At 49.1% G+C, this 12606-nt stretch carries 14 protein-coding genes; 6 read left to right on the forward strand and 8 right to left on the reverse strand.

Features of this window, described 5'->3' with window-relative positions; translation table 11 throughout:
• Nucleotides 1–195: 195 nt before the first annotated feature.
• From NYE62_RS12320 to NYE62_RS12340, 5 genes are all read left to right on the forward strand, one after another.
• Nucleotides 196–1422: a DNA polymerase IV gene (locus tag NYE62_RS12320; RefSeq protein ID WP_015417758.1), complete on the forward strand. Its 1227-nt coding sequence runs from the start codon at nt 196–198 to the stop codon at nt 1420–1422.
• A 15-nt stretch (nt 1423–1437) separates the two neighbouring features.
• On the forward strand, nt 1438–1782 hold the full coding sequence (locus tag NYE62_RS12325) for a YolD-like family protein (protein WP_017418082.1): 345 nt from the start codon (nt 1438–1440) through the stop codon (nt 1780–1782).
• A gap of 99 nt (nt 1783–1881) precedes the next feature.
• Nucleotides 1882–2088 (forward strand): YqzH family protein, encoded by a 207-nt coding sequence (locus tag NYE62_RS12330; RefSeq protein ID WP_003153294.1) that lies wholly within the window; start codon nt 1882–1884, stop codon nt 2086–2088.
• A 73-nt stretch (nt 2089–2161) separates the two neighbouring features.
• The gene (locus tag NYE62_RS12335; protein ID WP_039063280.1) at nt 2162–3232 is read left to right on the forward strand and encodes an AI-2E family transporter; all 1071 of its coding nucleotides are present in this window, start codon (nt 2162–2164) and stop codon (nt 3230–3232) included.
• Nucleotides 3233–3323: 91 nt separating this feature from the next.
• Nucleotides 3324–3491, forward strand: a complete 168-nt coding sequence (locus NYE62_RS12340) for a DUF4083 domain-containing protein (RefSeq protein WP_094032266.1) — start codon at nt 3324–3326, stop codon at nt 3489–3491.
• A gap of 1 nt (nt 3492) precedes the next feature.
• Here the strand turns inward: NYE62_RS12340 and NYE62_RS12345 are convergent, their stop codons facing one another.
• From NYE62_RS12345 to NYE62_RS12365, 5 genes are all read right to left on the reverse strand, one after another.
• Nucleotides 3493–3882 carry a VOC family protein gene (locus NYE62_RS12345; protein WP_342497483.1) on the reverse strand — a complete coding sequence of 130 codons (390 nt, stop codon included), beginning with the start codon at nt 3880–3882 and terminating at the stop codon, nt 3493–3495.
• 24 nt (nt 3883–3906) lie between these two features.
• Nucleotides 3907–4866 carry a type I pantothenate kinase gene (coaA, locus tag NYE62_RS12350; protein WP_144664567.1) on the reverse strand — a complete coding sequence of 320 codons (960 nt, stop codon included), beginning with the start codon at nt 4864–4866 and terminating at the stop codon, nt 3907–3909.
• 75 nt (nt 4867–4941) lie between these two features.
• The gene (gene dsdA / locus NYE62_RS12355; RefSeq protein WP_199022023.1) at nt 4942–6291 is read right to left on the reverse strand and encodes a D-serine ammonia-lyase; all 1350 of its coding nucleotides are present in this window, start codon (nt 6289–6291) and stop codon (nt 4942–4944) included.
• Nucleotides 6292–6307: 16 nt separating this feature from the next.
• The gene (locus NYE62_RS12360; RefSeq protein ID WP_031378961.1) at nt 6308–7084 is read right to left on the reverse strand and encodes an SDR family oxidoreductase; all 777 of its coding nucleotides are present in this window, start codon (nt 7082–7084) and stop codon (nt 6308–6310) included.
• A 5-nt stretch (nt 7085–7089) separates the two neighbouring features.
• Entirely contained in the window at nt 7090–8049 is a 960-nt protein-coding gene (locus NYE62_RS12365) for an MBL fold metallo-hydrolase (protein ID WP_076851371.1), read from the reverse strand.
• A gap of 396 nt (nt 8050–8445) precedes the next feature.
• Here NYE62_RS12365 and proC point away from each other — a divergent pair, with 396 nt between their 5' ends.
• Complete coding sequence (gene proC / locus NYE62_RS12370; protein ID WP_144464508.1) at nt 8446–9285, forward strand: pyrroline-5-carboxylate reductase; 840 nt, start codon at nt 8446–8448, stop codon at nt 9283–9285.
• A 36-nt stretch (nt 9286–9321) separates the two neighbouring features.
• Here proC and NYE62_RS12375 read toward each other — a convergent pair whose 3' ends face one another.
• From NYE62_RS12375 to NYE62_RS12385, 3 genes are read right to left on the reverse strand one after another with little or no spacing between them, the layout of a single operon-like run.
• Nucleotides 9322–10068 (reverse strand): polyketide synthase, encoded by a 747-nt coding sequence (locus tag NYE62_RS12375; RefSeq protein WP_144664566.1) that lies wholly within the window; start codon nt 10066–10068, stop codon nt 9322–9324.
• 59 nt (nt 10069–10127) lie between these two features.
• On the reverse strand, nt 10128–11375 hold the full coding sequence (locus NYE62_RS12380; RefSeq protein ID WP_007409381.1) for a hydroxymethylglutaryl-CoA synthase family protein: 1248 nt from the start codon (nt 11373–11375) through the stop codon (nt 10128–10130).
• A 57-nt stretch (nt 11376–11432) separates the two neighbouring features.
• Nucleotides 11433–12587 carry a cytochrome P450 gene (locus NYE62_RS12385; RefSeq protein ID WP_144664565.1) on the reverse strand — a complete coding sequence of 385 codons (1155 nt, stop codon included), beginning with the start codon at nt 12585–12587 and terminating at the stop codon, nt 11433–11435.
• Between the last annotated feature and the right edge of the window lie 19 nt (nt 12588–12606).

The following is a 12606-nucleotide window of genomic DNA, read 5'->3' on the forward strand; positions in this document are numbered from 1 at the left end:
CGTCCGGCAAAATGAATGTCAGCTCTTCTCATTGGAATATAAAAAATTATATGTGGGTTGTTTGCAATTGTAAATGATTTCTTTTCAAGCAAACGAATCAGCACGTCTTCCAGCCAGGGAATGATTTACCAGTATAAACGTGATCATTGTTCGGGTACAATGAAAAACAGAACAAATGTTCCCGGAGGTTTTTTTATGGCTGATATTCTTCTTGTAGATATGCAATCGTTTTATGCGTCTGTGGAAAAAGCGGAAGCGCCTCATCTCAAAAGCCGGCCCGTGATTGTCTCGGGAGATCCCGAAAGACGCAGCGGCGTCGTGCTTGCGGCTTGTCCGCTCGCCAAACGATACGGCGTAAAAAATGCCGAACGGCTGTGGGAAGCGCAGGCCAAATGTCCCGATGCCGTTATTGTCCGTCCGCGGATGCAGCGGTATATTGATGTATCCGTCATGATTACCGAACTGTTTGAACGGTATACCGATCTTGTAGAACCCTACTCCATCGATGAGCAGTTTCTCGACGTGACCGGGAGCAGGCGGCTGTTCGGTGATCCTTTTACAATTGCCAAAAGCATTCAGCAAGCGATTATGCGTGAATTCGGAATTTATGCCCGTGTCGGCATCGGGCCGAATAAGGCGCTCGCGAAAATGGCTTGCGACCATTTTGCCAAAAAAAACGCATCCGGCATCCACAGATTGGATATGTCAAATATCAGGCAGGATCTGTGGCCGCTGCCGGTCGGAAAATTATTCGGCATCGGAAAACGGATGGAGCATCATTTAAGACGGATGGGCATCAGCACAATCGGCGGGCTTGCCGGACACCCCGCCGAATTGCTGAAAAAACGCTGGGGCATTAACGGCGAATTGCTTCAGCGGACAGCCCGCGGCATCGATCCCTCTCCGGTCACCGTCAACACGCACAGCCGGCAAAAAGCGATCGGCCATAACATGACCCTCCCGAGAGACTACAGCCGCTTTGAGGATATCAAAGTCGTGCTGCTGGAGTTAAGCGAAGAAGTGGCCCGCCGCGCCCGTTTCAAACAATACATCGGCCATACGGTTTCGGTCAGCATCAGAGGCGCTGATTTTGAATTCCCTTCAGGTTTTCACAGACAGAGAAAGCTGGTGTCTCCGACTAATTTCGGAATGGATATTTTTAAAACGGCGGTCAAGCTCTTCAAAGAGCATTGGAACGGTGAGCCCGTCCGCAGCGCCGGCGTCTCCCTTTCCCAGCTGGAGCCTTGTGATTATGTTCAGCTGAGCCTGTTCGATGCCCAGGAAAAAAAGATCAGTCTCGGCAAAGTATTGGATGATATTCATGAGCGGTACGGCCCTGCGTCGCTCCTCCATGCCGCTTCACTGACAGAGGCCGGCCAAGCCTTTCACCGGGCTGAAAAAATCGGCGGGCATTACAAATAATTTGAGGTGATATACATGAATCCGAACAAATTAACACCCGGGTATAATGTCATGTGGGAATCAAGCCGGATGATGCTGCCCGAACATCGGGAGCAGCTGCTTGCAAAAAAACGAAAAGAACGGGAATTCCGGCCTCCGGAACTGAGCGAAGAGCAACTGAACGACATGAACCGCATCATTGCGGCGTCAATTGAAGAAGACAGGGCCATTTCGGTCACCTACGCTTCCGCACACGGCCCCCGCCGCTTTTGGGGCTGGGTAAAACAAGTGATGCATGACGAAAAGCGTTTAAAAATCATAAACGATGAAGATGCGTTAACGCTGCCGTTTCATCGTATTCTCTCGGCTGAACTGGAATAAAAGCCTAAATCGTCCTGACAGAAAATATGATAGAAGAGTGGGAGGATCACATGATATTTAGTAGAATAAAGATGAATGACAAGAATAGGAGAATATATGATGGATCAATTTATAGAAAAAATGCTGGGACAAGCCCTCCGCCAGTATGGACGGAATGTGTCGACAGATCCGCTGAGCCCCTATGAAAAACAGAGTTTAAAAAAAGCTTTAGAAGAAAGAAGGAATGAAGAACCCGATGAGGATCTCCATGCCCATGTAGAAGATATTATCTACGATTACGTCACCAATCAAGGGCAGTTTTCCTGACACGGACGTTTATGCACCGGGCGATAAGGGAAATGTCCGAGAGTAAACCCTTAAAGATTGCGTGGTGCAGGATATGCCTGTCGGGCCTTATTTCAGGATCGGCTATGCCGTTCTTCTGTTATTTCTCATCATTTATCTCGGAACATTAATAGACTTTTTGTTCCAGCCTGTTGTGATTACGGTTAAAACCTTGTTTCCGCCCATTGTATTATCGGGCGTCCTTTACTATTTGTGCCGCCCGCTCGTCAGAGTGCTGCATGCGAAATTAAAGCTGCCCGAAGGAATCGCGATTTTAGCGATTTATGCGGGAACAGCCGGCCTTTTTGTCCTCTTCCTTTATACGGCGGGCCCTGCCGTTCAAAAACAGTTTACAGCCTTCACAGATCATATTCCGGAGCTTTCCGCAAAAGCTGAAAATTGGATCGGGCATCTCCAGGACAGCAAATGGTTTTCCCGGCTTCAGCATGGGGATTCCTTTAAAAAATTAGCAGACAAAGCCGCAAATTATTCCGGTTCAATCGCTGATTCTCTCAGCAGCCTGGCCGGTACGGCTGCCAATGCCGCCATCACCGCAGCCATTATTCCGTTTGCGCTGTATTACATGTTAAAAGAAGGAAACAAAGCCCCCCGGCGACTGCTGCGGCTTCTTCCGGAAAAACATCAAAAAGAAGGAAAACAAATCCTTCGGGATATGGATGAAGCTCTCAGTTCATACATACAAGGACAGCTGCTCGTCAGTTTCTGTGTCGGCGTTCTCGTCACGATCGGCTATTTTATAATCGGGCTCGATTATCCGCTCGTTCTGGGCGCGTTCGCCATGGTGACAAACCTGATTCCGTTTATCGGGCCTTGGATCGGCACATTTCCCGGAGTCATTGTCGGATTGTTCGATTCACCGACCGAGGCGGTGCTGGTGATTACGGTCGTCGTCATTGTCCAGCAGCTTGAAAGCCAGCTGATTTCCCCGCAAATTATGGGTCGGAAGCTGGACATTCACCCGCTGACCATTATTTTTCTTCTGCTTGCCGCCGGCAAATTCTCAGGAATTGCCGGGATGCTTCTGGCCATTCCGGGATATGCGGCCGCAAAAGTGGTCATAAGCCATATGCAGAAACTATTCATTCTCAGAAAAAAACAAAGCTAGGAGAGAAATGATTCATCCCCCATGTCTTCATATCGGTCAAAATGAAAAAACGGCGGGCTGAAGAAGCCCGCCGCACACGGAGGTAAAAAAGATGAACATCGGTGATGTCATTTTTCAATTGATTTCATTTACTGCAGCCGCATTTTTCCTGTTTGCCGTGATATACGTATTCAGAAGCTTGAACAAGCGCCGCATACAATTGGACAGAATCGAAAAGAAACTCGACGCGCTGCGCGAAGAAAAAAACGAAAAGTTATAGTTCATTCAGAAGCAGGAGCAACGAGCTCCACTTTTATCCGATCCGGGTCCTCCGTGTATACGGCGTAATGCGTGCTTCCGCCTGCATATGGATGGCGGTCCCTGTAAAGCACGGGGCATCCTCTGGCAAGCAGCTTTTCTGTCATCTCGTCAACCTGCTCTCTTGATGCAGCATGAAAAGCCAGATGGTTCAGCCCGACCCGGCATCTGTGATACTCCGGTGTTAAAAAACGCTCCTCTGTCTGTACAAGCACAACATAAAATCCTGCGTTTTTCCAGCTGATGCCGGAGTCCCAATTTTGAAATTCCCTATAACCGAGCTCATCTAAAAACCATCCCCAAAACCGGGCGGAGGCTTTCAAGTCAGATACATACAACTCAATATGATGTATCATAATATTCGCTTCCTCCTCACATCACACCCGCCTTACCAGCACCTCTTCAACTTTATGGCCATCACCTTTTCTCAAAATCAAATCCGATCTGAATTTTGTCGGCAGGATATTTTCATACAGATTCGGACGGTTGACGCTCTCCCAAATGGAGGCGGCCATGGTATCCGCTTCTGCATCAGACAAATCCTTAAATTTATGAAAATAAGAAGCCGGATCCTGAAAAGCGGTTTCTCTTAAGAGGCGGAAACGCTCCAAATACCACGTGAAAATCCGGCTTTCTTCGGCATCCACATAGATCGAAAAATCAAAGAAATCCGATACAAAAATCCGCGGATCTTCCCTGTCGTCCTCTAAGGTCGGCGACTGCAGGACATTGATTCCTTCGATAATAACGATATCCGCACCTTCGACAACCTCGACGGCGCCCTCTTCCCTGTCATACGTAAGATGGGAATATACGGGCGCCTCCACTCTCTCTTTCCCCGACTTTATATCGTTCAGAAACTCAAGCAGCGCTTTCACGTCGTAGCTTTCCGGGAATCCCTTTCTGGACAGAAGGTTTTTCCTTTTTAATTCCTCCGTCGGATACAAGAAACCATCGGTTGTCACCAGGCTCACCTTCGGCCTGTCCGGAAGACGGGAAAGAAGCTTTTGCAAAATTCTCGCCGTCGTGCTTTTGCCGACGGCGACGCTGCCCGCGATTCCGATGATAAACGGGATTTTCGCTGAATGCGGATGCTTCAGAAACACATTGACATGCTGATTCCGTCTTGCGGCAGACGTGACATGAAGATGGAGAAGGCGCACAAGCGGAATGTAGATCGTTTCTACTTCTTCCACCGACAGGTAGTCATTCAGCCCCTCTACCGCCTTGGCTTCTTCCTCTGAAACGGCAATGGAAAGATGGCCGCCGAATCCGGCCCACGACTCGCGGCTGTGCTGCGTATACAATGTATGTAAGTTCAATTCTTTACTTTTCACAATTCACACCAATCTCTCTGTATGGCTTTCCGATAAAAAAACAAACGCTTACAAAGATTGTAACGGAAAACCGCTTCACTGTCTGCCCATTTTTTTCAAAAATGAGGAACCGATCCGGCTGTACTCTTCCATTTCCTCCTCCGGAACCATGCTTCCGCCGGTGCTCCACACAAGGTGCACGGCATTTTCCATCTCAAGCCCCCGCTCTTTTATATAACGGTTTCCGGCTTCGGTCTGAACGACCTTGACGGCTCCGGCCAGTCCGGCGAGTGCAGAGGGTTCAAGGCTCTTATTCTCGGCCGCCCTTAATTGATAAAGCAGCGAAAAAAGCGTGCCGTCATCGGCGGTATAACAGCCGCTGATTATAGGCTCCATCAGAGGGCCGGCCAGTCCGGACGGCCTTCCCACCGCGAGTCCGTCGGCGGCCGTTTGATTATCAAGACCGATATCCTGCACGCTGATTCCGTCATGCAAGCCGGAAAACAGTCCTAACAGCATACACGGTGAATGCGTCGGCTCACCGAAAAAAATATGGACATGCTCGCCATAGATCAGCTTTAGCGCAAGCGCGACGCCGCCCGGGCCTCCTCCGACCCCGCACGGCAAATAAACGAAAAGCGGTTCATCTGCATCAGGCTTTATGTTCATTTGGTCGAGCTGCTTTTTCACACGGCTTCCCGCAACAGCATACCCCAAAAACAGATCCCGGGAATGCTCATCATCAATAAAATAACAATAAGGGTCCTGCTTCGCCTGCATGCGCCCCTCTTTGACAGCCAGACTGTAGTCTGCTTCATATTCGATGACGCGAACCCCCTTTTCCCGGAGCAGCTCCTTTTTCCACTGCTTTGCGTCACTGGACATATGAACGGTCACACAAAAGCCGAGCTTCGCGCCGATTATGCCGATACTCAGACCTAAATTGCCCGTAGAGCCGACGGCTATAGAGTATTTTGAGAAAAAAGCGGTAAACCGTTCTTCAGTCAATATGCTGTAATCGTCGTCTGCTGAGAGCATTCCCGCTTTTACCGCGAGATCTTCGGCATGCTTCAGCACTTCGTAAATCCCGCCGCGCGCTTTAATGGAACCGGAAATCGGAAGTTCGTCGTCGCATTTCAAAAGCAGACGCCCGGGGAAAGCCTGAGCGGCGCTGTGTTCCAGATGCTTCTTCATTTCATTAATCAAGACAAGCGGAGATTCAATGAGGCCTTCCTCCGCTTCCGTCTCCGGAAAAGCCGACGCGATATAAGGCGCAAACCGGCGCAGCCTTTCTTCCGCTTCGGCAATCTCCTTTTTCCATTCAGCGCCATGCTTTACTGGATCATCGGTTTTATGCGGATTGATCCAAAATACTTCACGCGCCTCCGCCATTTGCCTGACTAGAGGCTCTGCCATCAATGCCTTGTGTATATCCCGGTCGGACATTCCTTTTTCCCCCTTGTTACTTTTTCTTTAATGCGCGGCCTGCCAGTTTTTCTGTAAACGATGGGAAAAGCTGATACAGCTTCGTCCCGAGGCTCATCCATCGCGGAAGATTCATTTCCCGTTTATCCGTCAGAATCACGGATGTAATACGCTCTGCCACATGGTCGGCATCAAGCATCCATCTGCCGACGCTTTTCACATAACCGCCCTCTTTATCTGCAATTGTAAAGAAGTCTGTTTTGATCGGACCGGGATTAACCGTTGTCACAGCTACACCCGTACCGTCCAGCTCAAGCCGCAGCGCATTGGAATACCCTAACACGGCGTGCTTCGTTGCGGAATAAAGGCTTGATTTCGGCGTCGCCAATTTGCCGGCCTGTGAGGCGATATTGATAATATGGCCGCTTTTCGCATGAAGCATCACAGGAAGACAGGCCTTCGTACAGGCGATTAATCCGAAGACGTTGACTTCAAACATTGCCTTCATATCATCCAAAGATGAATCAGCGGCCGTTTCAAAAATGCCGAAGCCGGCGTTGTTGATTAATACGTCAACATGACCGATCAAACGCCTTACGTTTTCAGCCTCTTCTGCATGCCGGACGTCAAACGGAACGACATCACACTGTCCGCCGCGCGCGGTAATCGTCTTTTTCACTTCCTGCAAGCGGTCCTCCCGCCTGGCGGATAAAAAAACATGAGCCCCTTCTGCCGCGCAGGAATATGCAAGCCGTTCTCCGAGTCCGCCGGATGCTCCGGTGATCCAAATCCGCTTATCCGTTAATCTGCCCATTTCCTTCACCCCTTCACAGCTTTAAACTTCAGAGTGTTCCCCGACTGAAAGGATACAGCCTTCCCTTCGGCGGCCAGCACGTCAAGATGGCCGATCGTTTCTGACATCGTTAAAAACAATTCATTTTCATACACAGCCGGAAACAGCCGCCGGCATACCTGGAAAGCCGTCAGCGTTTCCTCTGACAACAGGCGCAGCACATATTCCGACCGACTTCTCTGTTTTTCAAGCCGCCTGTCAAAAGCAGGCTTTACGTCTGTCAGCAGATCGCCGTGTCCCGGATATAAAAAGGACGGGTTTACGTCATAAAGCCGCTTCATTGAGTTCAAGTAGTCGAGCATCGGGGCCGCGCGCACGCCCCCCTTTTCCGGAGCTTCCAGAATCGGATTGGTGGAGCTGTTGGATAAAAGCAGATCGCCGCTGAACATTTCACCGCTTTTTTCATGGTAGAGCGCAATGTGAGAAGCGGCATGACCCGGGATTTCGAGCACCGTCCAGCCGTTAAGCCCGTCAATTTTTCCGCCTTCCCTCACTGTTTTCGTTAACGGACGGTTTGCAGAAAATAAGTATGACAGCTTAACTGTTTTATGTATGTCTTCAGGCGTCAGGGGAACGTCCATTTCAGTCATAAGCGACAGAAAAAAGTCCTCCTGCCGGGCGATATACGACTGATCCTGAGTAATGTACCTGTCATTCAGCGGATGCCCTATTACTTCCGCATCATCGGAAAAAAGGTGCAGCAGACCTGAATGATCTGCGTGATGATGAGTGAGCACCACCTGTTCTATATCTGCCGCAGAAACGCCGTGTTCCTTAAGCTGCAATGAGAGCGATTCAGCCGCTTCCTTTGTATTCGGGCCGCAATCAATAAGGGTTAAGGCTTCATCTTTTACTAAATAAACGATAACGTCGCCGACTGCAAACGGAGTCGGCACACGTATCGGAATGATCTTTCTCGCTGCCATGTTTACGCTCCTTCGTTCTTTTCATTCCTGAATAATCATATTTTAGCGTTTTCTTTTCACTGTGTCATTATTGCCGCATATCGGAAAAAAAGATTGACATCCCGCTCTTGCGCATAGCATAATGAACAACAAACTAGAAAACACGGAACGCGATGACGAGGAACTAGTATATAAACAACGGCAGCAGAGAGCAATGTCCCCGGCTGAAAGACATTGCGGCCCTCTTGTTTACAGAACCTGCCCTCAGAGCGGTTAGGAAAACCTAAACGTATCCCCTCGTTACGGGATTTGAGCTGAGCACGGCTGATTCGTGCTAATGTAAGGTGGTACCGCGAAACCTTTTCGTCCTTTTTGACGGGAAGGTTTTTTTGTGTTTTGAGAAGAAGGAGGATTTATATGAAGAAAATCGGTTTTATCGGGGCCGGAGCAATGGCGGAAGCAATGGTGAACGGACTGCTGCAAAGCGGAATGACAGCCCCCGGACATATATATATGACAAACCGGTCAAATGACAGCCGGCTTGAAGAGCTCCAAAAAACGTACGGAGTAAAACCGTGCCGGGATAAAGAAGAGTTTTTCAGCAATACCGACATTCTCGTTCTCGCCTTTAAACCGAAAGATGCGGCAGAAAGCATTGAGAACATTCGCGAATACGTGAAAGATCAGCTTGTGATTTCTGTCATCGCAGGGCTGACGATTCACACGATTCAGCAATATTTCGGCAGAAAGCTCACCATCATCCGGGCGATGCCGAATACATCCGCGGCCATTCAGCAATCGGCGACCGGTTTTTCCGCAAGCTCCGAGGCGAGTGAAGCTGAAATCCGGACGGCAAAAGAGCTTCTGGAAACAATCGGAGAAGCGACGCGCTTTGAAGAAAAACACCTTGACGCCGTCACAGCCATTGCCGGAAGCGGTCCCGCCTATGTGTACCGGTATGTCGAAGCAATGGAAAAGGCCGCCCTTCAAGCCGGCCTGCCGGAAGAAACGGCAAAAGAGCTGATTTTACAAACCATGGCCGGGGCGACGGAAATGCTCAGAACAAGCAGCAAACGGCCTGAACGCCTGCGCAAGGAAATCACAAGCCCGGGCGGCACGACTGAAGCAGGCCTTCGCGCATTAGAAGAGCGCCGCTTTGAAGAAGCCATCATGCACTGCATCGCAGAAACCGCAGCCCGGAGCGCCGAAATTAAAGAACAATTCGCAGGCTCCGTTCTGCAAAAGACGGACCAGTGATAAAGCATGGGGCTTCCCATGCTTTTTTCATTCTGTTTAACTGCCGTATAAGCGGCTGATTCTCTCTTTTACTTCAGGAAGATGGAATGTGGCTTCGTGCATGTTCACCTCTTCCTCAACCGCTTTTGTCAGCTCTCTTTTGATCCGTGCCGTCACATTGGTTTTCAGCGCAACCAGTGAGGCTCTCGGTTTATCCGCCAGCAGCCGGGCCAATTCGCGGCCTCTTTGAAGGACGTCTTTTTTCGACAGCACTTCAAACGGAACTCCCCGTTTTTCCAGAGCGGCGCCGCTGAAATTCGCGGCAGTAAACAGCATTTCTTCCCCGAGGACAATTCCCAGTTTTTCAGGCACAATATACGTCGCGCCCATTCCCGGTGTAAATCCGTACTTCATATAATTACAAGAATAAAAACTCTCTCTGCTTAAAATCACAAAATCCGAGCTCAGACCGATCGTAAAGCCGGCTCCGATCGCATGCCCCTGCATGACGGAAATCACGGGAATCCTGCAATCCAATAAAAGACTGTGAAGCTTTAAATCTGTAAATTGGAGCTTTCCGCTCTGAATGGTCAAAAGCCCCTCCTGCGTTCCTCCCGTGCAGAAATAATTTCCGTAACCCGTCAGAAGGACGGTTTTATAGGACGGATGGGCATTGATGTCTTGGAATACCCGGTGCAGCTCTCTGACAAACTCTTCTGACAGCCCGTTTTTCCCGGCCGTATCCTGCATTGTGACCTGCACAATGCCCGGTTCTGTTTCCTGTACATCAATCATTGGATTCATGTTTATTCTCCGTTTCTTTAAAAATACTCAAGCCTTTCCGGCTCTGAGTGTTTCTGATATTAAGTCGTCCATTCATACTTTCTGTGAAACTCTTTTATTTCAGTCAGCACCAATCGCGTTTTTCCTTGATGCGCATTCGGGATGTCTGCTGCGGGCGCGGCATTTCTTGTGCCGAATTTTACAATGCCGCTGTCTTGGAGCAGCCGGTCGTAATCAGCCATCGATAAACGGACGCGTTCATCCAAATGCCGGCTGATTTGAAATTGGTTCTGCCGCGTACGGCTTTGCGGCATAACGACACCGCTGTAAAATTCAGAGCAGCAGCCCGAACCGTATGAAAAACAGCCGACGCGTTTCGGCGTTTCAAAAGAGCCGTTATCAATCGTGCTGGCAAGAGATAAAAATACGGTAGCCCCCATGATGTTGCCGACGCGCTGGCAGTATTGAATCCCAGGCAGCACGCGTTGCTGAAAATCCGCTTCAATGTCTTGCGGCTTAGCCTTTGCTAATTTTCTCATCATCGTCCGATGCGCTCCTTTTACCATTCCGCCAAACGGAGTATGAAAAGAAAGGTATTGAAATGTATTCTTATAATCCGCCCCGCTCACACGCTTTCGGTATTCCTGAAATGATTTTTCACAGCAGTCCAAATAAGACATGAGCGACAGATCAGCATCCCCCGCTTCACTATCCGGAATCGGGCGGCAGGTATCCATGACTTCATACCCGTAATACCCGCTTGCGCCTTGATCAAGCAAAAAGACATGAGGGGTGCTGCTGACTAAAAGCGCCACAGCTCCCGCCCCCGCACTCGGTTCGGCATAGGACCATTCCTCCGTCAACGCGTCACCGCCTTCAGCCACTAAAAAGCGGGAAATATCCGTTCCGATGATGAGCGCTTTCGCTCCCGGCGATGTTTGCGATAAGATGAAATTCACGCCCATTTGAAACCCGGCCGTTAAAGAATAGCAAGCCTGTTTCACCTCAAATAACCGGCAATTCCGCTTCAGCTGCAAATAATCATGGACGTATGTACTGATGGATTTGCCAAAATCAATCCCGGATTCCGTACAGGTGATGACCATTTCAATCTGATTCCGTTCCTCTTCTGACAGAGAATCGATAATCGGTTTTGCGGCATTTACGGCGAACGTAATCGGATCTTCAAACGGAAGCGCCACCACTTTTTCTTTCATCAGCAGGTTCTCAAACCTTTTTTTATCCAGGTTCCGATGTTCCGCAAGCTCCATGACGTCTACATACGCGGTTCCGCCAAACACGTTCATTGCTTCGATTCCTACATTCATTTCTCCAAGCCCCCAGAGTAAAGAGGCTTCCTGTGGAAGCCTCTTTTATTTTTTCGTTCAAAACTCAACAAGCAGCCTGTCAACGCCGTGAAATACAGGGCTCGGAACCAGATTCGGCTCTTGATCCTCAGTAAAACGCCATGCGGACATCTGTTCAAAAAAGTGGGAAAGCGCGATTTTCGCTTCAAGCCGGGCCAGCGGCGCTCCTAAACAATAATGGCTGCCCTGACCGAATGACAGATGCTGATTCGGCTTTCGTCCCAAGTCAATCTGATCGGCATTTTCAAACTTCTTTTCATCTCTGTTCGCCGATCCAATCCACGCATACACTTTTTCTCCGGCCGGAATCGTTTTTCCGCCAATCTCGCTTTCAACCGCGGTGTAGCGGGTTACCCGCTGAATGGAAGGTCTGAGGCGGATGACTTCCTCAATAAAGTCAGGAAGGAGCGCCTTGTTTTCAAGCAGCCGGGGCAGAATGTGCGGGAACTCCTTGAGACTGAGAAATGAATTTCCGATCACATTTTCCGTCGTTACGTGCCCCGCGACGATCAACAAGCCGCAAAAACCGATTAATTGCTTGTCTGACAGCGGCTCTCCGTCTAAATCAGCTGAAATTAAATGGCTGATTAAATCATTTTGCGGCTGTTTTCTCCGCTGTAAAATAAACTGCATGAAGTATCCGATCATCTGCTTTTGCACTTCATTCATTTTCTTTTCATCTTTTACATTCTGGCTTTGGTCGACCCAGCTTTTAAAGATATCTCTGTCTTTCGGAGGGAATCCTAAAAGCTCTGCGATCACGATAATCGGAAGCGGAAATGCGTAATCTTCAATAATGTCCATCCTGCCTTTTGAACGGACGGCCTGAAGCAGGTCATCAGCGATAGCGGCTATACGCGGTGCAAGAGTCTCAACCGATTTCGGCATGAACGGCTGATTGACCAATTTTCTGAAGACGGTGTGTTCAGGCGGGTCCATTTTCAAAAGGCTGTCTTTGTTAATATGCCGGATCATTTTTTCCTGTTTGTCCGCACTTAAGTATTTATGATCGGAAGAAAAATGACTGTAGTCAGAAATCACCCGCTTCACTTCATCATAGGTGAAGATTTCCCAGCAATCTTCCTTTTCATTGTAATGAACGGGAGAGGTTTCTCTCATCGTTTGGTACCACTTGTACGGCTGCTGCTGTCTGATTTTTGTTAAACTGGTCATTTTCATTCCTCCAAGATGT

The sequence above is a fragment of the Bacillus sp. FSL K6-2861 genome (assembly GCF_038630725.1).
Taxonomy (GTDB): Bacteria; Bacillota; Bacilli; order Bacillales; family Bacillaceae; genus Bacillus; species Bacillus velezensis.

Bases quoted from the DNA above. Each gene is read 5' to 3' on its own strand.
- proC (WP_144464508.1), top strand. From the start codon at position 8,446: ATGAAGAAAATCGGTTTTATCGGGGCCGGAGCAATGGCGGAAGCAATG.
- NYE62_RS12325 (WP_017418082.1), top strand. From the start codon at position 1,438: ATGAATCCGAACAAATTAACACCCGGGTATAATGTCATGTGGGAATCA.
- NYE62_RS12340 (WP_094032266.1), top strand. From the start codon at position 3,324: ATGAACATCGGTGATGTCATTTTTCAATTGATTTCATTTACTGCAGCC.
- NYE62_RS12375 (WP_144664566.1), bottom strand. From the start codon at position 10,068: ATGAATCCAATGATTGATGTACAGGAAACAGAACCGGGCATTGTGCAG.
- NYE62_RS12330 (WP_003153294.1), top strand. From the start codon at position 1,882: ATGGATCAATTTATAGAAAAAATGCTGGGACAAGCCCTCCGCCAGTAT.
- NYE62_RS12385 (WP_144664565.1), bottom strand. From the start codon at position 12,587: ATGACCAGTTTAACAAAAATCAGACAGCAGCAGCCGTACAAGTGGTAC.
- NYE62_RS12380 (WP_007409381.1), bottom strand. From the start codon at position 11,375: ATGAATGTAGGAATCGAAGCAATGAACGTGTTTGGCGGAACCGCGTAT.
- NYE62_RS12365 (WP_076851371.1), bottom strand. From the start codon at position 8,049: ATGGCAGCGAGAAAGATCATTCCGATACGTGTGCCGACTCCGTTTGCA.
- NYE62_RS12320 (WP_015417758.1), top strand. From the start codon at position 196: ATGGCTGATATTCTTCTTGTAGATATGCAATCGTTTTATGCGTCTGTG.
- dsdA (WP_199022023.1), bottom strand. From the start codon at position 6,291: ATGTCCGACCGGGATATACACAAGGCATTGATGGCAGAGCCTCTAGTC.
- NYE62_RS12335 (WP_039063280.1), top strand. From the start codon at position 2,162: ATGCCTGTCGGGCCTTATTTCAGGATCGGCTATGCCGTTCTTCTGTTA.
- NYE62_RS12360 (WP_031378961.1), bottom strand. From the start codon at position 7,084: ATGGGCAGATTAACGGATAAGCGGATTTGGATCACCGGAGCATCCGGC.